Annotated in this window: 19 protein-coding genes, 2 rRNA genes and 1 riboswitch; of the genes, 19 read left to right on the plus strand and 2 right to left on the minus strand. The window is 50.3% G+C overall.

Annotated elements, in window-relative coordinates; translation table 11 throughout:
- From ABRS97_RS22795 to ABRS97_RS22875, 17 genes are all read left to right on the plus strand, one after another.
- Nucleotides 1–109: ribosomal RNA gene (locus tag ABRS97_RS22795) — 23S ribosomal RNA — on the plus strand; the annotation flags it as partial.
- A gap of 146 nt (nucleotides 110–255) precedes the next feature.
- Nucleotides 256–372 (plus strand): 5S ribosomal RNA (rrf, locus tag ABRS97_RS22800).
- Between the two features lie 246 nt (nucleotides 373–618).
- Nucleotides 619–1,203, plus strand: coding sequence for a chromate efflux transporter ChrB (chrB, locus tag ABRS97_RS22805; protein WP_367817638.1), 585 nt, complete (start codon nucleotides 619–621; stop codon nucleotides 1,201–1,203).
- Nucleotides 1,200–1,733: a chromate efflux transporter ChrA gene (gene chrA / locus ABRS97_RS22810; RefSeq protein WP_367817639.1), complete on the plus strand. Its 534-nt coding sequence runs from the start codon at nucleotides 1,200–1,202 to the stop codon at nucleotides 1,731–1,733. Before chrB ends, chrA begins: the two co-directional genes overlap by 4 nt.
- 48 nt (nucleotides 1,734–1,781) lie before the next feature.
- Nucleotides 1,782–2,042 carry a hypothetical protein gene (locus ABRS97_RS22815; RefSeq protein ID WP_367817641.1) on the plus strand — a complete coding sequence of 87 codons (261 nt, stop codon included), beginning with the start codon at nucleotides 1,782–1,784 and terminating at the stop codon, nucleotides 2,040–2,042.
- Between the two features lie 106 nt (nucleotides 2,043–2,148).
- Nucleotides 2,149–3,726: a factor-independent urate hydroxylase gene (pucL, locus tag ABRS97_RS22820; protein WP_367817643.1), complete on the plus strand. Its 1,578-nt coding sequence runs from the start codon at nucleotides 2,149–2,151 to the stop codon at nucleotides 3,724–3,726.
- Complete coding sequence (uraH, locus tag ABRS97_RS22825) at nucleotides 3,723–4,079, plus strand: hydroxyisourate hydrolase (RefSeq protein ID WP_367817644.1); 357 nt, start codon at nucleotides 3,723–3,725, stop codon at nucleotides 4,077–4,079. Before pucL ends, uraH begins: the two co-directional genes overlap by 4 nt.
- 18 nt (nucleotides 4,080–4,097) lie before the next feature.
- Nucleotides 4,098–5,528 carry an allantoinase gene (locus tag ABRS97_RS22830; RefSeq protein WP_367817646.1) on the plus strand — a complete coding sequence of 477 codons (1,431 nt, stop codon included), beginning with the start codon at nucleotides 4,098–4,100 and terminating at the stop codon, nucleotides 5,526–5,528.
- The gene (locus tag ABRS97_RS22835) at nucleotides 5,521–6,810 is read left to right on the plus strand and encodes a M20 family metallo-hydrolase (RefSeq protein ID WP_367817648.1); all 1,290 of its coding nucleotides are present in this window, start codon (nucleotides 5,521–5,523) and stop codon (nucleotides 6,808–6,810) included. The genes ABRS97_RS22830 and ABRS97_RS22835 overlap by 8 nt, the downstream gene beginning before the upstream one ends.
- On the plus strand, nucleotides 6,797–8,041 hold the full coding sequence (locus ABRS97_RS22840) for a pyridoxal-phosphate-dependent aminotransferase family protein (protein WP_367817650.1): 1,245 nt from the start codon (nucleotides 6,797–6,799) through the stop codon (nucleotides 8,039–8,041). The genes ABRS97_RS22835 and ABRS97_RS22840 overlap by 14 nt, the downstream gene beginning before the upstream one ends.
- The gene (ggt, locus tag ABRS97_RS22845) at nucleotides 8,035–9,630 is read left to right on the plus strand and encodes a gamma-glutamyltransferase (protein ID WP_367817652.1); all 1,596 of its coding nucleotides are present in this window, start codon (nucleotides 8,035–8,037) and stop codon (nucleotides 9,628–9,630) included. Before ABRS97_RS22840 ends, ggt begins: the two co-directional genes overlap by 7 nt.
- A gap of 45 nt (nucleotides 9,631–9,675) precedes the next feature.
- Nucleotides 9,676–10,713 (plus strand): XdhC family protein, encoded by a 1,038-nt coding sequence (locus tag ABRS97_RS22850; protein WP_367817654.1) that lies wholly within the window; start codon nucleotides 9,676–9,678, stop codon nucleotides 10,711–10,713.
- A 616-nt stretch (nucleotides 10,714–11,329) separates the two neighbouring features.
- Nucleotides 11,330–11,623, plus strand: a complete 294-nt coding sequence (locus ABRS97_RS22855) for a hypothetical protein (protein WP_367817656.1) — start codon at nucleotides 11,330–11,332, stop codon at nucleotides 11,621–11,623.
- 136 nt (nucleotides 11,624–11,759) lie between these two features.
- Nucleotides 11,760–12,413, plus strand: a complete 654-nt coding sequence (locus ABRS97_RS22860; RefSeq protein ID WP_367817658.1) for a nucleotidyltransferase family protein — start codon at nucleotides 11,760–11,762, stop codon at nucleotides 12,411–12,413.
- 220 nt (nucleotides 12,414–12,633) lie between these two features.
- Nucleotides 12,634–13,545, plus strand: a complete 912-nt coding sequence (locus ABRS97_RS22865; RefSeq protein ID WP_367817660.1) for an FAD binding domain-containing protein — start codon at nucleotides 12,634–12,636, stop codon at nucleotides 13,543–13,545.
- Nucleotides 13,529–15,811: a xanthine dehydrogenase subunit D gene (pucD, locus tag ABRS97_RS22870; protein WP_367817662.1), complete on the plus strand. Its 2,283-nt coding sequence runs from the start codon at nucleotides 13,529–13,531 to the stop codon at nucleotides 15,809–15,811. Before ABRS97_RS22865 ends, pucD begins: the two co-directional genes overlap by 17 nt.
- On the plus strand, nucleotides 15,808–16,287 hold the full coding sequence (locus ABRS97_RS22875) for a (2Fe-2S)-binding protein (RefSeq protein ID WP_367817664.1): 480 nt from the start codon (nucleotides 15,808–15,810) through the stop codon (nucleotides 16,285–16,287). The genes pucD and ABRS97_RS22875 overlap by 4 nt, the downstream gene beginning before the upstream one ends.
- 195 nt (nucleotides 16,288–16,482) lie before the next feature.
- Here the strand turns inward: ABRS97_RS22875 and ABRS97_RS22880 are convergent, their stop codons facing one another.
- Both ABRS97_RS22880 and ABRS97_RS22885 read right to left on the minus strand, forming a co-directional pair.
- Nucleotides 16,483–17,139 carry an LSm family protein gene (locus tag ABRS97_RS22880; RefSeq protein WP_367817666.1) on the minus strand — a complete coding sequence of 219 codons (657 nt, stop codon included), beginning with the start codon at nucleotides 17,137–17,139 and terminating at the stop codon, nucleotides 16,483–16,485.
- Between the two features lie 33 nt (nucleotides 17,140–17,172).
- Nucleotides 17,173–18,525, minus strand: a complete 1,353-nt coding sequence (locus ABRS97_RS22885) for an arsenic transporter (RefSeq protein WP_367817668.1) — start codon at nucleotides 18,523–18,525, stop codon at nucleotides 17,173–17,175.
- A 377-nt stretch (nucleotides 18,526–18,902) separates the two neighbouring features.
- Between ABRS97_RS22885 and ABRS97_RS22890 the strand changes: the two genes are divergently transcribed.
- Together ABRS97_RS22890 and ABRS97_RS22895 are read left to right on the plus strand one after the other, a co-directional pair.
- The gene (locus ABRS97_RS22890; RefSeq protein WP_483312488.1) at nucleotides 18,903–20,369 is read left to right on the plus strand and encodes a catalase; all 1,467 of its coding nucleotides are present in this window, start codon (nucleotides 18,903–18,905) and stop codon (nucleotides 20,367–20,369) included.
- Nucleotides 20,370–20,390: 21 nt separating this feature from the next.
- Nucleotides 20,391–20,663 (plus strand): Fur family transcriptional regulator, encoded by a 273-nt coding sequence (locus ABRS97_RS22895; protein WP_367817670.1) that lies wholly within the window; start codon nucleotides 20,391–20,393, stop codon nucleotides 20,661–20,663.
- Between the two features lie 247 nt (nucleotides 20,664–20,910).
- A riboswitch (purine riboswitch) is annotated at nucleotides 20,911–21,012 on the plus strand.
- The last annotated feature ends 210 nt before the right edge of the window (nucleotides 21,013–21,222 follow it).

A 21,222-nucleotide genomic window follows, 5' to 3' on the forward strand; every position in this document is an offset into this window, starting at 1 on the left:
ATTTCCCAGTATGTAAGACCCCTTGTAGACGACGAGGTTGATAGGTTCGAGGTGGAAGTGCAGCAATGCATGCAGCTGACGAATACTAATCGGTCGAGGGCTTAACCAAAACAATCCCAAGCAAGTGAAGCAGAAGCTGACGAAGCGATTGCCGAATACTTGATTGGAAGCCAGAACAAAACTGGAATACCAAATACCCACTTTACGCAAGTTTCGTATCTAGTTTTCAGGGTGCAACAACATGCACTTTGACTGTTTGGTGATGATGGCGGAGGGGACCCACGCGTTCCCATCTCGAACACGACCGTTAAGCCCTCCAGCGTCGATGGTACTTGAACCGCAGGGTTCTGGGAGAGTAGAACGTTGCCAAGCACTATGAAAAGCCTTTTTGAGAGCAATCTCAGGAAGGCTTTTTGTCTGTTTACTAGAAAATGTTGAGAACTGATTTAAAGAAAACAACCAAGAGATCGATAATTATTTGTGATATTCACAAAAAATAGCGTAGAATCGAAAAAGACAATCGAAAATATGAGACAATTAGCATAGTTAAATTTTCAGGGTGCCAATGGGCGTAGGAACCTAGCAGCAAGTTGATGTTACAGAGACTGGAGTGGGAATATGGGAAATGCATATGCTCAAATAGGGGCTGCGATGTTTCGGACGGGGATTTTAGGGTATGGGGGAGGTCCTTCGATTGTGCCATTAATCCGCTATGAAGCAGTGACGCGGTTTCAATGGATGACAGACGAGGAGTTCGTTGAGGTTCTGGCGATTGCGAATGCGCTGCCTGGACCGATTGCGACGAAGCTGGCTGGGTATCTGGGTTATCGGTTAAAAGGGACGTGGGGGGCGGCGCTTGGCGTCTTCGCGCACATAGCTCCGACGTGCATAGCCATGGTGGGATTGTTCTCCTTTATTCAGTTTTTCAGCACCTCGTTGGTGATTAAGGGGATGATAGCGGCGGTTGTACCGGTGGTTGCCGTTATGCTCGGAGTAATGGCCTATGAGTTCGGGGAAAAGGCGATCAAAGGATTGGGCTGGTATGCCGGGATTGCTTTTTTCATAATCGCGTTCCTGCTGCTACAAACATTTTCGGTACATCCGGCAATTGTGATTTTTCTTTTCCTGCTATACGGGGCTTTCGATCATAAAATGAGGATCAAATGGAAGGGCAGGCAGCAAAAGAAAGGTGAGGGCGCATGATGGAGTGGTTGCAATTACTCATCAGTTTCTTTTTGTCGAATGTGTTTGGTTATGGGGGTGGTCCATCCTCTATCCCGCTTATGTATCAGGAAATTGTTCCGAACCATGCTTGGATGACAAGCAGCGGTTTCTCCAATATGTTGGCGCTCGGGAATGCTTTACCGGGCCCTATTGCCACTAAAATAGCCGCTTATGTCGGATACCAGGTAGCTGGTTGGGTTGGCGTCTTGGTCGCAGTAATGGCCACGGTGGTTCCTTCGATTGTTGCACTGATTATCTTGCTTAACATTTTGCAAAAGTATAAGCAATCGCCCGTCATTAAAGGCATGACGCTGCTTGTACAGCCTGTCATTGCAATGATGATGGTTCTGGTTACTTGGAGCAGTGTTGTGGAATCGACAAAGGCGATTGGCTATTTGCAGTTCATTGGCATTGCAGCTGTGGCCTTTTATTTGATACAAAAGCGGAAGATTCACCCTGCTTTTGTTATTGTGGCTGCTTTTATATATGGTGGTGTGTTTCTATCGTAGTATAAAGCGTGAGATAGCCGCATATAACGGAAGAAGGAACCGTGATGAGTGAGCTTTCAATCATGGCGGAGGGGAGCAGGGAATACGCCGTTTGGCGCTTTGTTGGCGGGGCCGAACGTGGGGCGTGTTGTCTCCGGCATTTCAGGGAAATTGTTAGCCGCGTTGACCGGGAATGATGAGCAGAATCCGAGATTGGATCTGCCGTGTCGTGAAGTTTTTGCAAGAGGGAACAAGGCGATTGAAGTGATCGGCCCTTTCCCGGAGGTGGAAGCGGAGGCTGTGGCCGCGCACGCCGGATTTTGGTCTTAAGTGCTCGATAAGAACCGTCAGGATGATATCCTGGCGGTTTTTTTGCCCTTAGGGTACCCATTCGTTAATGTCAAGGTGCAAGGTTACAAAAATAGGAGTTCATGTTATGAAAGTTTACAAATATACTACATATAAATTGACCCTTAGCGGGGACGGATTTACAATGAAACAAATTCTTACTAAGAAATTGGATGGAAGCAGGGGTGGCATGTCAATGAAACTGACATTTCAAGAAGTAAACAAACTGGATCAGGGTGGTTTTGTTTCGGTTTTCGGCCCTCTTTTTGAGCATTCGCCTTGGATCGCGGAGCGTGCATGGCAAGGGAAGCCATTTGCGGTTCGTCAAGATGTGATAAGCGCTTTGGAACGAGAAGTTTGGAGTGCCAGCAGGGATGAGCAGTTAGCGCTGCTTCGGGCGCATCCTGATTTGGGTACACGGGTGCGAATGACGGAGCACTCGGTGCAGGAGCAGTCGGGAGCGGGGCTCGATCAGTTGTCAGCTGAAGAATATGAGCAGTTTCTCGCATTGAACCAAGCTTATACGGAGAAGTTCAAGTTTCCTTTTATCATGGCTGTAAAAGGGCAGACGAAAGATACGATTCGCGAAGCGATTCAGCTTCGGATCGGGCGGGATGTTGAAGATGAGTTGGGAAAAGCGCTGCAGGAAGTATGCAAAATTGGACGTTTTCGTTTGGAATCTATACTACCCCATGGAGCGGAGGAAAGAGCGATGAACAAAGTGAACAGCTCAGAAAGAATCATGTACTACGGGAAAGGTGATGTATGGGTGTACCGCTCCTATGCGAAGCCGCTGACGAATCTAACTTTAATTCCGGAATCTGGTTTTACGGGACGAGATAATATTCTTTTTGGGATGAACATCAAGGTTGCCGTGAGTGGCGAAAAGTTTTTCACTTCGTTCTCGGAAGGCGATAACTCATTAGTTGTGGCGACGGATTCTATGAAGAATTTCATCCTGCGTAAAGCGGGCGAATATGAAGGGGCGACAGCAGAAGGGTTCCTGGAATTCGCGGCGCGCAAGTTTCTGGAGACGTACCCGCAGATGACGGGCGTGAAAATGACGGCGGATCAAGTCTCTTTCGAGGTGCTGCCGGTGCCGGGGGAAACAGGTTTTCAGAATGGGGAGCTTGTGTACCGGTATTCGCAAAATGAACATCCGACGGCTTTGGTTGAAGTAGTTCGGACAGAGAATGGGATCTCTGTTATGGAACATGCTGGCGGTGTTGCCGACTTGAAGCTTATTAAAGTGAAAGGGAGTTCTTTCTCCGGCTTTGTCCGTGATGCGTATACGACGCTGCCGGAAACTTCTGATCGTCCTTTATTTATTTTCCTGGATATTGCTTGGAGCTATGAAGAGGTGGCAGACGCGCTTGATTCCGATCTTGGACGTTATGTGGCAGCTGAGCAAATTCGCGATATTGCGCATACCGTATTCAATGAACAGCATTCGCCGTCTATTCAAAATCTAATCTTCAGAATCGGTCAGCGCTCGCTTACGCGTTTCCCGCAATTGAAGGAAATTCGCTTTGAGTCGAACAACCGCACATGGGAAACGATTCTGGAGGAAGTCTCAACAGGAGAAGGGAAAGTATTTACAGAGCCGCGTCCGCCTTATGGATTCCAAGGATTTTCCATGACGAAGCGTGATCTGGAGGGGCTATGAGCGCAGGATTGACGACGCATGTACTCGATATAAGCAACGGGAGTCCGGCAAGCGGCGTGCGCATTGAGCTATTTCGTCTTCAGGATGCGGGGGCGGAATTGCTAAGAACAACTTATACGAATGCAGACGGGCGTGTTGCAGAGGCGATACTGAGCGGAGAAGCTTTCAAGACCGGCGTTTATGAGCTTGTCTTCCATGTAGGCGATTATTTCAAGCAGCGTGGGATTGATCTGGCGGAGCCCGCATTTTTGGATCAGGTGCCGATCCGCTTTGGTATTTCGAATAGAGAGGCGCATTATCATGTGCCGTTGTTGATAGCGCCTTGGGGATATAACACGTATCGGGGCAGTTAGCGCGGAGGAGGGTTTTTCGTGAATAATCAGTTTGACTTGGTTATCAAAAAAGGAATGGTTGTCCTGAAGGATCAAGTATGCCGGTTAGACGTGGGGATTCTGGGCGGCAAGATTGCCGCGCTGGGCGAGAACCTGATTGTCTCCGAGCAAACGACTATCTATGATGCGGAAAACCTGCATATCATGCCTGGCATGGTCGATGCGCACGTTCATTTCAATGAGCCGGCGCTTGGTCACTGGGAAGGCTTCGCTTCCGGTTCATCTTCGCTGGCAGCCGGCGGCTGCACGACGTACATCGATATGCCGCTGAACGGTGTGCCGCCGACAGTTCGATTGCGCGCGTTAGAGATGAAGCTGGAGGCGGCCGAAGGTGCTTCGGTTGTAGACTATGCGCTATGGGGCGGACTCGTTCCCGGCAACATAGCCGAGCTGCAGGCGCTTGCGGAAGCAGGCGTTATCGGCTTCAAAGCGTTCATGTCTTGTCCGGGCGGAGAGGGCGATGATATTTTCGCTGAGGTGGACGACCTGACCTTGTATGAAGGGATGAAAGAGATAGCCCGCTTGGGCAAGGTGCTGGCCCTTCATGCGGAAAGCGAAGCGATCGTGTCCAAGCTTGCTGCACAGGCGATAGCTGAGGGTAAACGGGGGGCGCTCGACTTTGTGGCGACCAGACCCATTTTAGCTGAGTTAGAAGCTGTGAACCGTGCGCTCTTCTATGCATGGCAAACGGGCTGCAAGCTGCATTTCGTGCACATTAGCAGTGCGGAAGCGGTGCAGATCATCGCGGAAGCGAAGGCCCAAGGAATGGACGTCACGGTAGAGACGTGCCCGCATTATTTGGCGCTTACTTCAGAGGATCTGGAAGAGCTCGGCGCGGTTGCAAAATGCGCTCCGCCTCTTCGCGGGGCAGAAGACCAAAAGCGCCTATGGCGGAAGGTGGCGGAAGGCGCGCTGGATGTGATCGCATCTGACCATTCACCCTGTCCGGCTGATCTAAAGGCGGGATCATTCTTCGATGCTTGGGGGGGCATTTCGGGCGCGCAAAGCTCCCTTGAGCTCATGCTGAGCGAGGGGTACCTGCGCAGAGGGATTCCGCTGCCGCAATTAACGCGCATGCTTTCGTTAGAGCCTGCGAAACGCTTCGGATTGCACCCGCGAAAAGGTGAAATTGCGATTGGCGCAGACGCCGATCTGGCACTCGTCGATATGGAGCAAGCTTACATGCTGGAACAGAGCGATCTTTTATATCGGCATAAGATTAGTCCCTATGTGGGCAGAACCTTTGACTGTCGCGTGAAGGCGACCTTTTTGAGGGGAAGCAAGGTTTATGAGCTTGGAGAAGGAGTTGGGAAGGCAGCGAATGGCGAATGGGTTCGTCATGTAGAATCGGTTTCTGTCTTCTCGGCAGTAGCCGCTGCTTCTGGTCAAGGAGGCGATGCAGATGAATAAAGCGGCACCGGACGCTTTGGGACTTCTTTCACAATTTTCACAGCAAGTGCCTGATATGTTGGAGTGGCTCGGAGCGATTGGCGCCGACTCAGGAGGCGGGGTGACTCGGTTGCTCTATACAGATGTGTGGCTGCAAGCACAGCAAGCTTTGGCAGAGCGGATGCAGCATTTGGGGCTTGCGCCGCGTTTTGATGAGGTTGGCAATCTGTATGGGAAATTGCAAGGGATTCAGGCTGAGTTGAAGCCAGTGCTTACAGGCTCGCATGTGGACACTGTAAAAAACGGCGGGAAATATGATGGCGCATACGGTGTGATCGCTAGTATGTTAGCTTTGGGTTATTTAAAAGCGGCTTACGGTGCGCCGAAGAGGACGTTAGAGGTGGTGTCCTTTTGTGAAGAAGAGGGAAGCCGGTTCCCGTTGGCCTACTGGGGTTCCGGGCATGTAACCGGTGTCCGGACTATGGAGCAGGCGACTCATGTAGCGGAACCCAATGGCCTGACATTGCTAGAGGCCATGCAGCAAGCGGGTTTTGGCGAAGATAACCGTCATCTTGTTAGCGCCAGACGCAATGATATAGGGGCATATGTAGAGATTCATATTGAACAAGGGTCTGTGCTTGAATACAAAAAGAAACAAATTGGCGTAGTGACGGCGATTGTTGGTCAAATCAGGCGGACGATCCGTGTGCTTGGCATGGCGAATCATGCCGGGACGACCCCGATGACGATGCGTAAGGACGCTCTTGCGGGGGCTGCGGAAATGGTGGCGCTGACGGAACAGTTGGCGCTGGAAGAAGGCGATCCCCTCGTAGCGACTGTAGGGAGACTTCAAGTGATACAAGGAACATCGAATGTGGTGCCTGGAGAAGTTGAGTTCACGCTGGACATCCGGCATACAGATGAAGTCAGGATGAATGAATTTTGCGCAAAATTGCTTACAAGGCTCGAAGAAATCGCGCAGCGAAGAGGGCTTCATATACAATCGATTGAAAATTTATATGTTTCACCTGTAGCAATGGATAACGGGATTTCGGGAGAAATTGAGCGAATTTGCGCATGCAGCGGTTTTCCCAGCATGAATCTTCCGAGCGGGGCCGGGCATGATGCGCAGTTGTTCGGGGCGATAGGCAAGGCGGCGCTTATTTTTGTACCGAGTCGTGCGGGAATCAGCCACAATCCGGAAGAGTTTACGTCTTCGGAGGACCTTATAGCCGGGTTCCAGACGCTGGTGCAGTTGTTATATCAATACGGGTATGGGGGAAAAGCGGATGAAACCCTATAAAGACTTATCGCCATCGCTGCGCACCATTATGACCCCGGGGCCTGTAGAGGTCGATCCGCGGGTGCTGCGGGCGATGTCCTATCCGATACTCGGTCAGTTCGACCCGGAGTTTACAACGCTTATGAATGAGACGATGGAGATGCTTCGCGACATTTTTCAAACGAAAAATGAGTGGTGCTTTCCCGTCGATGGCACTTCCCGTTCCGGTATTGAAGCGGTGCTGGTGAGCGTAATCGAGCCGGGGGACAAAGTATTTGTTCCCATCTTTGGTCGTTTCGGTCATCTGCTCGTAGAAATTGCTGAACGTTGCGGGGCTGAGGTTGTTATGTTAGAGAGAGACTGGGGAACTGTGTTCGAGCCCGAGGAAATTATCGAAGTGATTCACCGCGAGAAGCCGCAAATCGTCGCTATGGTGCATGGCGAGACCTCGACAGGCTGTATTCAGCCATTCGGAGGGATTGGCGCTGCATGCCGTGAAGTAGACGCTTTGCTGGTCGTAGACGCAGTGGCGACGATCGGCGGTGTATCGGTGGAAACCGATGCGTGGCAGCTCGATGCCGTGATTGGAGGCACGCAGAAGTGTCTGTCCGTTCCTTCCGGGATGTCGCCGATCACGTACAATGAACGCGTGGAAGCGAAGGTGCTGCGGCGCAAGACGATTGAGCGGGGCCTTCGCGAGAAGGGAGCTTCGGCGCCCCTTGGTCGGACGGTCGCGAGCAATTATTTTGACCTGGGTCAGCTGCAGGATTATTGGAGCCCGAAGCGGCTCAATCATCATACAGAGGCGACCTCGATGCTGTACGCACTGCGCGAGGGGCTCCGAATCGTGCTGCAGGAAGGTTTGGAAGAGCGATTCACGAGGCATAAGCGTCATGAGGCAGCGTTAGTCGCCGGATTGTGTGCGATGGGATTGTCGCTCTATGGCGACCCGGATTGCAAGCTGCCGGTGGTGACGTGTATAAGGATTCCAAGCGGTGTGGACGGTGAGTCGGTTCGCGCCATGCTGCTGAACAGCTTTGGTATTGAGATTGCCAGCTCATTTGGACCGCTGAAAGGACAAATCTGGCGGATTGGAACGATGGGTTTTAGCTGCAATCAGAAAAATGTGCTGCATGTGCTCGGCGCGCTTGAAGCTGTACTGCTGTGGCATGGCGTGGATATTTCGAGCGGCAAAGCGCTGCAGGCGGCCTTGGCCTTTTATGCCCATAAAGAGGAGGAGCTGCCATGTTGAACATTATGCCGCGAGCGGAGCGAGCGATGATAGCAACGCCTCATTATTTGGCCAGCAGTGTAGGAAGCGTTATTCTTCAACAGGGTGGAAATGCTTTCGATGCCGCCGTTGCGATCAGCGCTGCTCTTGGCGTTGTATATCCGCATATGACGGGGCTTGGCGGGGATGCCTTTTTCCTCATGCACCATCCGGCAACGGGGGAATTTATTGGTTTTAACGGAAGCGGAAAGTCTGCTGCGAAGGCTGTTCCTGGTTTTTATCAATCATTAGGGATGGAGGCAATTCCGCAAAGAGGAGTTCTTAGCGCCATTACGGTGCCCGGCATGGTAGATGCATGGTGGCAGGTTTGGAAGAAGTACGGCAGGTTGCCTTGGGAAAAGCTGCTGGCTCCAGCTATTGCTTATGCGGAGAATGGCTTTCCGATTTCGCGGAATTTAGCTTTTTGGATGCGCAAGGATGAAACTTATATTCGGGCGTCTTCTCCGCTAAGCGCTTTGTTCATGGCGGATGGCGAGCTTTTGAAAGAAGGCGATCGTCTTGTTCAGAAAAATATGGCTCAGACGCTACGCATCATTCAGCAAGAGGGTAGAGAAGCTTTTTACGACGGTTCTGTGATGCAAGAGATTGTGGCAAGCGTTGAGCGGGATGGCGGTTTGCTGCAGGGAGAAGATTTCCGGACATTTACGGGAGAATGGGTAACTCCGCTCTCGACGACGTATCGTGGGTATGAAATTTACCAGATGCCTCCTAACTCGCAAGGGTTCACGGCGCTTCTGATGATGAATATGCTGGAAAATATAGAGGTAAGCGCGGTGCCGAGGGCGTCGGCGAACTTTTATCATTTGATGACCGAAGTGATTAAGAAGGCGTTTCGCGATCGTGATCTTTACTTGACGGACCCCCGATTCCGGGAAATTCCGCTGGATCGTCTGCTGTCCAAGGAATATGCGAAGCAACTGTGGGATGACATTCAGGCTGAGCCTTTGAAGGCGAGCCCGCACTTATCTCCCGCCATCGGACAGGACACGGCTTATGCGGCTGTTGTTGACGAAGAAGGCAATTCCGTTTCGTTTATACAAAGCTTGTATTTTGACTTTGGCGCAGCCTATGTGCCCGGGAATACAGGCGTCATTTTGCAAAATAGAGGCTCGTTTTTCTCGCTAGACCCGGAGTGCGCTAACGTGTTGGAGGCGGGAAAACGATCCTTCCATACCTTAATACCGGCAATGGTGGCCAAAGAGGGCAAGCCTTACATGCTGTTCGGCACGCAAGGCGGGGAAGGTCAGCCGCAAACGCAGCTTTCCATCATGACGGGAGTGCTGGACTACGGATTGTCGATTCAAGAGGCGCTTTCGCTTCCGCGCTGGGTCTATGGGCGTACGTGGGGGGAAGATGGCGATGCGCTAAAGATGGAACATCGGCTGGACGCTGACGTATACGCCTGTTTGAAGAAGTGGGGGCATCGTGTAGAACTCGTAAATGGCTGGGATGGCATCATGGGGCAAGCGCAGGGCATCGTCATTGATGATAAGGGCATTATGAGCGGCGCTGCCGATCCGCGCGGGGATGGTTTGGCGATAGGTTGGTAAATTTGTTAATGATATTAAATTTATATAAGTGAGGTGCGATAAGTGATGGAGGCTTATGACATTTTGGCGGCAGTGGAAGAAGGCATTCAGGATGCGGTGTTGGTGACGGTCATTTATGTGGAAGGCCACGCTTATCGCAAACAAGGGGCAATGATGCTCCTCATGGAAGATGGCTGTTCACTCGGCAGCATTAGTCCGGGCTGCTTGGAAGCCGATTTGGCTGAGTACGGGGCGGCGGTAAGGGGGTCTGGAAAGCCACAGATGGTGGAATATGATATGAGGCCGTCTGACGATTTTGGTTGGGGGGAAACGATTGGCTGTGGCGGATTGCTGCGAATCTTACTGGAGCCGGTCGCAGGTGCGCTGAAGGATAAGCTGCTGTCGGTAAAGGCGGGAGTGGACAATGGAGCAGCTGTGGGGCTTGCTCGTTCATTTGCTGACTCCTATGCGACGATTCGGTATGAGCTGTTTAGCGTAAAGGAAGCTGGCTCTTCGGCTGATTCGACTGATTCGACTCGTCTGACAGAGTTATCCACATATACTTCGTATTTTAAGCCTAAGCCGAGAGTCGTTGTGTTTGGGGCGAATCAGGATGCAATGCCGCTCGTTCAGCTGGCGCTCCATGCAGGATTCCGGGTTATTGTTGCCGATTGGCGGGAAACGCTTTGTACACCGGAGCGTTTCCCTGGCGCTCAGTTGGCGGTTGCGTTTCCGGATTGCTTGTTCGATGAGCTGAACCTTAATGAGCGTGACTATGTGGTGGTGATGAGCCATCAATATCAGAAGGATGCGGCATTCGTTCAAAGAGCGCTGACTTCGAAATTGCGTTATCTCGGTATCATGGGTTCAACGGAAAGAACGGAGAACATGCTCGAAGGGTTGGAGCGTCCGACATGGCTTCATTATCCGGTTGGCTTAAGAATTGGTTCGGAAGGTCCGATCGAGAATGCGATTAGCATCGTTGCGGAGCTGATTAGTATTCGGAGAGCCGCTTCTGCTTCTGCAAGCGGGGAATGGTGTTCAGCAGCTAGGGGCGGCGATGTCCATCGTTTGGGTGTGGGGAGTTCGAAGTTCGATAAGTGAATAACGTTTCTATTTGTGGTTAGAGAAGCCGGATTAAGGGTAGTGGTAACTGGAAAACCTGCTGTTAATTGTACGCATATCAGGGTGTGTGGAACAATATAACTGGATTTTCTGTTGCTAATCCGGGTTGTTTTCGGTGAAAGTCCCGAAATCGTTGATTTAGCAGGAGGAAATCCATTTAAATTTGCAAATGGGGAAAAAGTAGCTCGATTAACGGGAGGAAATCCATTTAAATGGGGAAACCGAGTGTGGATTTCATTTGATGTTGGGCGTGTGGGTGCGGGGAGTTCGATAAGTGAATAACGTTTCTATTTGTGGTTAGAGAAGCCGGATTAAGGGTAGTGGCAACTGGAAAACCTGCTGTTAATTGTACGTATGCCAGGGCGTGTGGAACAATATAACTGGATTTTCTGTTGCTAATCCGGGTTGTTTTCGGTGAAAGTCCCGAAATCGTTGATTTAGCAGGAGGAATTCCATGTAAATGTGCAAACGGGGAAAAAGTAGCTTGATTAACGGGAGGAAATCCATTTAAATGGGGAACCGAGTGTGGATTTCATTTTAGTGGATGGATAGTTACTTGAAATATAAATCGTTCTACTTGAAGTAGGTGATCGTAGTGGAGCTGACTAGGCTTAAAAACTCGGTGGGGTTCGGTGGGCTTGAAGGGGTTGATGGAACCGAAAGGGTTGAAAGAGCCGAAAGAGCCGAAAGAGCCGAAAGAGCCGAAGGAATCGAGGGGATCGAAGAAACCCCGGGAGCTGAAGTAGTCAAAAGAACTGAAAGAACCGAAAGAGCCGAAGGAGTCGAGGGGACCGCAGAAACCGCAGAAACCGTAGAAACCCCAGAAACCCCAGGAGCTGAAGTAGTCAAAAGAACCGAAAGAGCCGAAGGAATCGCACGAGTCGAATGAGCTGAAAGAACTGAAGGAACCAAAAGAACCAAAAGAACCAAAAGAACCAAAAGAACCAAAAGAACGAAAAGAACAAGAGGATCCAGAAGTGGAAGGGTCGCGTAATCTATTGAATCGGAAGGAGTCAAAGAGCCGGATGGAATCCACGAAGGTGAAGATCGTCGGCGTTTATTTGGCGGCGGGCAGCAGTAAGCGAATGGGGACATCAAAGCTGTCACTCGAACTGGCGGCAGGTATGCGCTTGGGCGGCATAGCGTTGCTGCAAGCACTGCGTTCCGATTTGGATGCTATCGTGATCGTTACGAATGAAGCTAACTCTCTGGATTGGTTGCCAGAGGAAGCACATCTGCATCTTCAAAAGGGGAGATGCCGGATCGAGGTCTGTGAGGACGCGGCGCTTGGCATGGCGCTGTCGCTTCGCAAAGGCATTCATGCAGCTAAAGCGTTAGGGGCAGAGGCGGTGCTTGTGATGCTCGCGGATCAGCCGTTTGTGACAACAGAAATGTTGGCTGGGCTCGTGGATAGGTATCGCCGGGAAGCGGGTTGCGATTACATGGCGTACGGGGATGAGGGTGTGCCGAAGCCTCCAGTTGTTCTAGGAAGCGGGATGTGGGCCCATGCTGCTTCATTGGAGGGAGATGCCGGAGCGCGCTCCTTGTTCCGATTGCCTGAATTCAGAGGTCGCGTCATCAAGGAATCTAATAAAGTGCGTTTTATGGATGTGGACACTCCAGAGCTTTATGAGGAGGCGAAAAAGCAGTTCGCGCACTTTTTGTGTCAATTTAAATAACATAATCCAAAGAGAAAGTGCATTTTCACTAATGATGCGCTGTTTTTTATATGAAAATCTGAAATTATGTTAATTAAGTTGACATAAATTTGACGTGTGATTATAGTGAAGCTAATTATTTGATTATAAGCAGGTTTGGAAAATGTACGGATAGATCATGGAGAACAGCATGAAAACAGCATGAAAAGAACATTCAAGCACCAAAAGAGGAGGGTTGTCCATGTCGCTTCCGATGCAGCAGATGCCTCAGCAACAGCCTTCGGTATGGCTGCCTACCAGCGTGGCAGAAGCTTGGCAATTAAAACATAAGTGGGGAAATGAAGCTGTGTTTGTCGCCGGGGGAACTTGGCTGCGCACGCGCTGGGAGAACGGGCAGTCACAGATGCCTGATCATTTGATCAGTCTTGGACGAATCCCTGCCTTATCCGGAATAACGATGGATACGAGCGGCCATATTCACATAGGTCCGGCCTTGAATTTAGCGGATCTCATGCAGAACCCCCTTGTTCGGCAATCATGCGAACTGCTGATAAGGGCCTCCGCAGAAATAGCAGCGCCATCTGTGCGGAATTTAGCTACCATCGGAGGCAATGTCATGACTCGAACGGGGGACTTGATTCCAGCGCTGCTTGTGATGGACGCGCAGGTACGAGGTTCGGACGGCAGCACGGATCGTCTCTTATCGCTAGCTGAGTGGTTGAGTAGTCCGGCAGCGCCGCATGAAGTGATGACAGGAATCGTCATCCCGAAGGTGAATGGGGAGGAGCAGCCCGTTTCTACACAATTTTACCATAAGGTAGGACGCCGGGAGGCCTTCACCCCTTCGGTAGTTACGGTGGCGGGACGCCTTTCATTGAACAAAGACCGCACCATTAGCTCTCTCGCGCTTGCGGCAGGCGGGGGAACCGCAATCCCTGCAAGGTTTAAGGAGATTGAGGCTGCAGCTGTCGGCCAGCCCTTATCCAAGGCACTGCTGCAATCGCTGCACGCAGGCGTGTTAGCTCAGTTTCGCGCAGTGGGTGACGACTATGCAGGAGTCTCTTATCGCAAACAAACAGCGGCTAATTTAATCGTCTCGGAATTATATAAAGCTTGGCGCAAAGGAGGCGGTGCAGATGCTGTTAAACCGTGAAACTTATGCGAAGAAATGGATTGTAAGGCCTGATGGCGAAGAAAAAGTAAACGGCAAGCTGAAATATTTAACGGACTTAACGAGTCCGGGCATGCTGCACGGCAAAGTGCTGCGAAGCCAATATCCCCATGCTTGGGTGCTATCTATCGATACAAGCAAAGCGAAGCTTGTTCCCGGCGTGCGTGCCGTGTTGACGGCGGAAGATGTGCCAGGGATGAATTTGTTCGGCATTGCTTTTCCACATCAGCCTGTATTTTGCAGCGACCGCGTCCGTTACATCGGTGATGCGGTAGCGGCTGTGGCGGCGGACACGGAGGAGATCGCCGAGCATGCGCTGAGCTTGATCGAGGTGGTCTACGAGCCGCTGCCGGTCGTGGACGATCCTGAGACTGCGCTGGATGAAGGGACAGTGAAGCTGCATCCGGAGGGCAATTTGCTGCACCGAACATGCATAGCACGTGGGGACGCGGAATCAGCCTTCGCGGAATGCGTGCACATCGTTGAGGAGACTTATTCGACACCGCGCCAAATGCATACTTATATGGAGACGGAAGGCGGTCTATTCATTCCTGAAGAGGATGGGAGATTGACTGTCTGCTCGCCGACTCAGCATGGATATAAGGACCGCATGCAGCTTTCGCGCATTTTGGCGATTCCGGAGGAGCGAATTCGCGTTGTATCCAGTCCGATCGGCGGATCGTTCGGCGGGAAGGATGAACTTAATGTGCAGCCTTTCGGCGCGCTGCTGGCGCTTACGACTGGAGCGCCGATCAAAATGCACAATTCGCGCCGGGAGTCGGTCATTTCTGGCATTAAGCGCCATCCAATGCGCATTACAATGAAGACGGGCGTCGATGCGGAAGGACATCTTCTGGCGCATCAAGTCCGTATTCTTGCGGATACAGGCGCTTATGCGACACTTGGATGCGAGGTGCTGAATTTCGCAACCGAGCATGCGACGGGACCTTATGTCATCCCGAATGTGGATATCCAAGGCACGAGTGTATACACAAATAACGGAGTCTCCGGCGAGTTCCGTGGCTTCGGCGGCAATCAGGTCATATTTGCGGTGGAAAGCCAAATCGAGCGCTTGGCCGATAAACTCGGCATGGACGCATGGGCGTTCCGCAAGCTGAATATGCGCGCTCCCGGTGACCCGGGTCCGATGGGACAGCTTATCGTCGCGACCGATGGCGCAGAACAAGTGTGGCACAAAGCGATGGAGTCGCCCCTCTGGGCGAAACGGGGAAGCGTGGCGCAAGGCGAAGAACCATGGATCCGCCGAGGTGTTGGCGCAGCGATGGTGATGCATGGCGCCGGTCTCGGCTTCGGCATCCCTGATCACTCGGGCGGCCGTATCGAACTGACCGCTGATGGCAAGATCCAGGCCTCCTTCGGCTTCGAGGAGTTCGGCCAAGGCTTGTACGCAGCATTAACGTTAATGCTGCAAGATGTTTTCGGCTGCACCGCAGGCGATATCCGCATCGTCATCGGCGATACGGACCGCGTTCCGGTCAGCGGCTCCAGCACGGCTTCGCGTGCAACGACGATGATGTGGCGCGCGCTGCAGCGCCTGAAGCCGTCGTTCGTGCAGGCGCTGCTGGAGCGGGCAGCGCAGCTGACCGGCATTCCAGCGGGGGAGCTCGCGACTGGCGAAGGCGGCATCCGCCGGCGTGAAAACGGCAGATTGGCGGCGACGTACGAGCAGGTCGCCGCAGCAGCGGAGACGGCTGCCCAGCCGATCAGCGCGCAGACGGAATTTGATTACCCGACGACGCCGGAAGGCCTGGTCGGCGCACATTATTTGTATTCTTACGCATCGGTCATCGTCGAGGTGGAAGTAAACCTCCTCACGGGCCGTGTGAAGGTGATGCAAACGGATCATTGCATCGCCGCAGGGCCTGTGGTTAATCCGATGGGCTTCCTCGGTCAGATTGAGGGCGGAAGCGTAATGGCGCTAGGGTTTACACTAACCGAAGACGCTGTGATGCAAGAGAGTCGTTACCTTCGGCATAATTTGGACACGTATCTCGTTCCCACCTTCAAGGACAGTCCGCAAACCATTCGCGTTGAGGCGATTGAGGCACTGCCTGATGGGGATACGTTTGGCCCGCGAGGTGTGGGTGAAATTGGCTCCGTGGGGCAGGCTCCGGCGATTACCGCAGCGGTGAAGCACGCAACCGGCATCTGGGTGAATTCTCTCCCGATTTCACCGGAGGACATCGTGCAGTCCATCGACTGGTTGGAAGGGGTGGAGACAGAATGATACAGACGTCATTTATGCTGCAATGCACGATCAACGGTAAGGCTATTGCAATGCCTGTCCCGGCATCCAAACGGATGTCTGATATTCTACGTGATGACTTACAGCTAACGGGAACGAAAGTGTCGTGTGAAATCGGACGATGCGGCGCTTGTATGGTGCTTCTTGACGGTAAACCGGTTAATTCCTGTCTGCTCATGGCTTATCAAGCCGCTGGGAAAGAAGTAACAACGATCGAAGGCATATCTTCAGGAGAAGAGCTGCATCCGGTTCAGAAAGCAATGTTGGAGGAAGGCGGGCTGCAATGCGGATATTGTACAGCAGGCATGGTGGTCTCTCTAACTGCGTTGTGGGCGAATAATCCCTGTCCAACGAGAACGGAAGCGGAAGAGGCGCTTTGCGGCAATATTTGCCGCTGCACGGGTTATGAAGGTATTTTCAGGGCTGTAGAGAAATGTGGTTTTGTCCGCAAAGAATAAAAAACCGGCTCCGCGCAACAAGTGCGGAGTCGGTCCCTAGTTTCGTTCAGCAATTATTATTGATTTGTCTAGTGTAACATCCAAGCCTCTGCGGTCATGCTTGAATAAACTATGGATGCATTGACTAACCTTTTTCGAGCAGCCTTCTGTTGTTGGGGGCTGTTTTTTTTATTTCTACCCGGCGTCGATAGTCAGTCATGGCATATAGACAGTTTTTAAATGATGGATATTCCAGATCTGTTTGTTTCCGTCCGCAATGATAAGCTCCATGAATTGGCTGTTCGCCTTTTGAAGCAAGCCTATCTTATTAGGATTGTCGCCTGAGTCAAATACAACTAGATTCCCTTCCAGTCTTTTACACTGCTCAGCAAATGTACGGGATAGAGAGATGTTGGTAGGAGACAGGAATTGGGTGGCGAGAGAATAAGGCGTTGCGTCGGAACTATAGGGAACCAACCATTTCACATGGTTCATGGAGATGAACATAGCTTTATAGAGCGGAGAGTAAAAGACGAAGTAGTCATTCATAATACTGGTTAGATAGCCATGGATCGTTTTATTTCCAGTGATATAAATCTCAACAAAACTGCCTTTCGCATGCTGTAATATTTTCCGGAAAGAGAGGCTGTCTGTTTGAAAATCAATAGGAACTTCGGGAGGAAGGCCGATATCTTCATCGGACTGAAGTGTTTTTAGATTCTGTACATGGACTAAGGGGATATAAAAGAATCGCTGTTCATGAGAGAGGACCATCACATCCGAACCCGTATCAATGAATGTTCCGGTATACATATTATTTCCTGAAAGAGTTACTTCTACTTGTTTACCTATAAAGGGGTGAAGATCACTCATCGAATATAACCTCCAATTTGTCAGTTTAATGAACTAAAATAACCAGGATACCCAGTATGACAATATAATTAATGTGAAAATGACGGTGATCGGGATCACGATAGAAGTCACTTTCAAGTAGTCGCCCCAAGTGATTTTGACCTTGCCTTTCTTCAAAATGTGCATCCACATTAAGGTGGCAAGCGTTCCGATGGGCAGAAGCAAGGAACCGACATCACTACCTATAACACTTGCCAGGTAAGAGATTTTTAGCGTAAGAGGATCGAGTCCCATGTTCGTTAAAGTAAGAGTTCCTACCATTAGAGCAGGATGATTATTGAACAAGTTGGATAGGACGGAGACGAGGATGCCCATCATGACACTCGCATGAAGCAAGTCGCCGGATATAATCGGTTGGAAAAAGTAGATAAGCAATTGGGTCAGGCCGATATTGTGGAGTCCATAAATAATGACGTACATACTGAAGGCAAACACGAGGATATACCAAGGCGTCTTCTTCAACATATCGGCGGGAGATATTTTTAGATAAATCCAACGCCAAGCGAGCAAGAAGATAGAGCCGATTACAGCCATTAGCGGAACGGGGAAGTGGATGTAGGAAGCTGCGAATAGACTGATCCGTACACAAAATACAAAGATCAGGATATTGCGCATGAACTTGGTTTGGTTCTCTTTAGGAATGAGAGGGACGGATTCTTTTAGAGGATGTTTCCCCTTTTCGTGGAAATGACCGGTTAATCCTAGCCTAGGCGGAGGGAGTTTGCGCGGCAATATTCGATAGAAGCAAGCAAACAAGAGGATTGAAAGGAGACCAAGTCCGAGTGAAGCGGGAATGAACATCATCGCCGTGTGCATGTACAGATCCATATGAACAATTTTTAAGGCAATTAAATTGACGATATTGCTAACTCCGATAGGGGCGCTGGAAGCTGTTGCGACTAAGGCCCCTGATAGCAAATAAGGAATTTTCTGATGGTTTTTGAGCCCCAGGTTATGAAGCAGCATTAATAGAATAGGTGTTGTTATTAAGATGCTGCCATCGTTGTTAACGAAGAGCGTCATTAGAAAACAAAGGAGATTCGTGTACCAGTAAAGGCGGATCCCGGATCCCTTTGCCTTTTTCACCAATATTTCGGCGGTCCAATTGAAGAATCCAAAGCTTTCTAATACGATAGCCATGACAATTGTTGCTATGATGGTGACGGCTGCGCCCCCTATCGTTTCGGTAATGACGCCTAAATCCTTTATCGAAACGCTGCCGCTAAGAAAAACGAATATCGCACCTACCGTAGCCGGTATAGCCTCGTTCACATGGGGACGCCAGAAAATGAAAGTGATGGTGCATAAAAAGGCAGCAATCGTGAGAAGTATCATTACATCATGCATTTGACTTCAGCCTCTCTTCGAATGGATAATCTACTCTCTGTTTTCTCTAGTAATTGAGTGACTCTACTTCCGTAAGTCATAATACGAAACTACGCATAGTTGTCATCCTCCCTCTTTACTTGTCCTGTGTACTCATTTGTATTGTATGTATACGTAACCTAGCAGGAACTAAACGATAGTCCTATTTCTATCAATTTCAACTAACAGCTATCATTGATAGATATCATGAATAGCTAACTATCATTGGTAGCCACATATCCTCGTTGTTTGCCTGAAATCGGGAAAGAAAGAATTGACAATCATTATCATTTAAAATAAAATAAATACTATATAATAATAATTATAAATAAATATTTATAATAAAAAGGAGAATAATTATGTCCCATCATCATTTAACTACGAATCAAGGAGCGCCTGTTGGCGACAATCAACACTCACGGACAGCCGGGCAGCATGGCCCGACGCTTCTGGAAGACTATCATTTGCTGGAGAAGATCGCCCATTTTGATCGGGAGCGCATTCCGGAGCGGGTCGTACATGCGCGCGGGGCGGGCGCTTTCGGTACGTTCACGGTAGAAAACGCAATGAAACGCTACACGAAGGCGGCATTTCTTAGCGAAGCGGGGAAAGAAACGCCGGTATTTGTTCGGTTTTCCACAGTCATTCATGGCCAAGGTTCCCCCGAAACAGCACGCGATCCGCGCGGCTTCGCCGTAAAGTTTTATACGGAAGAGGGCAATTATGATGTAGTCGGCAATCATCTTCCTGTGTTTTTTATTCGCGATGCGATGAAGTTTCCTGATATGGTGCATTCGCTCAAGCCAGCTCCGGATACGAATGTTCAGACGCCTGACCGTTACTGGGATTTCATGTCACTGACACCGGAATCGACGCATATGCTGACTTGGGTGTTCTCGGATTACGGGACGCCGGCCAATTACCGAGAAATGAACGGATTTGGCGTGCATGCCTTTAAGTGGATTAACCATACCGGCAACTATGTGTATGTCAAATATCAATGGAAGCCTCAACAGGGCGTTCGTAATTTGAGCAAAGCTGAAGCGAAGGCCGTTCAAGGCGAAGATTTTAGCCATGCGACAAGAGATTTGTACGATCACATCGCCAGCGGGGACTTCCCGAAGTGGGATCTCTATGTACAGCTGCTGCAGCCTGAGGATTTGGATGCTTATGACTTCGATCCGCTTGACCCGACGAAAGTGTGGCCGGAGGGGCTTATTCCTCTGCACAAAGTTGGCACGATGACGCTAAACCGCAATCCTCAGAACTTTTTCGCGGAGGTGGAGCAGGCGGCTTTTGCCCCTAGTGTTCTCGTGAACGGTATCGAACCTTCTGAAGATAAATTGCTGCAAGGCCGCCTATTCTCTTATCCGGATACGCAAAGATACCGCTTGGGCGCGAATTACTTGCAGATTCCTGTGAACTGCCCGTATGCAACGGTGCAGAACAATCAACGGGATGGGGCTATGCAGATGAAACAGCAGCCATCCAGTGTAAATTATGAACCAACCCGGCACGCGGATGCGCCGAAAGAAGCGCCTGAATATCGCGATAGCAGTGTGCCGCTGCAAGGTTCGGCCGGTAGACAAAAAATCGCTAAAACCAATGATTTCGCACAGGCAGGGGATACATTCCGCAGCTTCAGCGAACAGGAACAGGCGAATTTGATTTCCAATCTGATCGGCGACCTCGCTTCTGTTCACGAGAAATCGCAGCTGATGGCGATATGTAACTTCTATAGAGCGGATGCTGGGCTGGGTGAGCGGCTTGCGGACGGTTTAGGGGTAGATATTTCGGGATATGTGCAGCCGAAAAAAAGCAATTAACCAGACGAGGAGGTTTTTGGTATGGCGCAAACGGATTTGAATCAAGCGCTGCAGCGGATTCGATCCAAAAATATTACCCTGACTCCGCAGCGATATGCGCTGCTGGAATACTTGTATTCACAAGGAAGTTATACAACCGTGAGAGGCATGTGCGACGCGCTGTCTGCCAAATATCCGCATATCAATCCGACATCGGTCTACTCTACGATGCGTGTGTTTAAGCAGTTAGGATTAGTTAGAGAGCTGGCCGTTATCGATGATTCCAACCGGTATGAAGCCGCAATTGGATCGTAAAGCGACAAATAAATCCCCTTCAAGTCGACTTTTCTCAGAAATACTGAGAAGGTGCGTCGTTGAGGGGGTTTTTGCGTTCCAAACGCGCGATCGATGCCAGTAGATTCCAGAAGTGCAGCAGAAGCTTTGAAATATGACCAAAAAGCGAACTATTAGAATACGGATAGGTAAAAACGTTCGTTTTTTAAAATTGACACGATGCGTGAGTTGGTAGTAAACTAGGAAGGCGGGAAAACGGCCCGTCTTAATTGAAAATGTCGAATCAACTCGTATAAAGTCAGGGATAAGGCCTGAAAGTATCTACCCAAAAACCATGAATTTTTGGACTACGAGGAAGCGAATGAGGGGAACCATAGGAAGAGGATGGTCTTTTTGCATTCGGTTCTTTTGCTGTCCAGCGTATAGAATCGTGTATTCTAGATCTGGGCGTTTTTTTTGGTTTGAAGGGCAGATGAGAGTGCGTCTTGTTAAAAGCCTTTTGCGGCTCTTATCTATGTAATAAAAAGGAGTCAATCCCCAATAAGAGGCTCTGGGGACTCTTGTTTTAGACGAATTCACC

The sequence above is a fragment of the Paenibacillus tabacirhizosphaerae genome (assembly GCF_040812395.1).
Taxonomy (GTDB): Bacteria; Bacillota; Bacilli; order Paenibacillales; family NBRC-103111; genus Paenibacillus_E.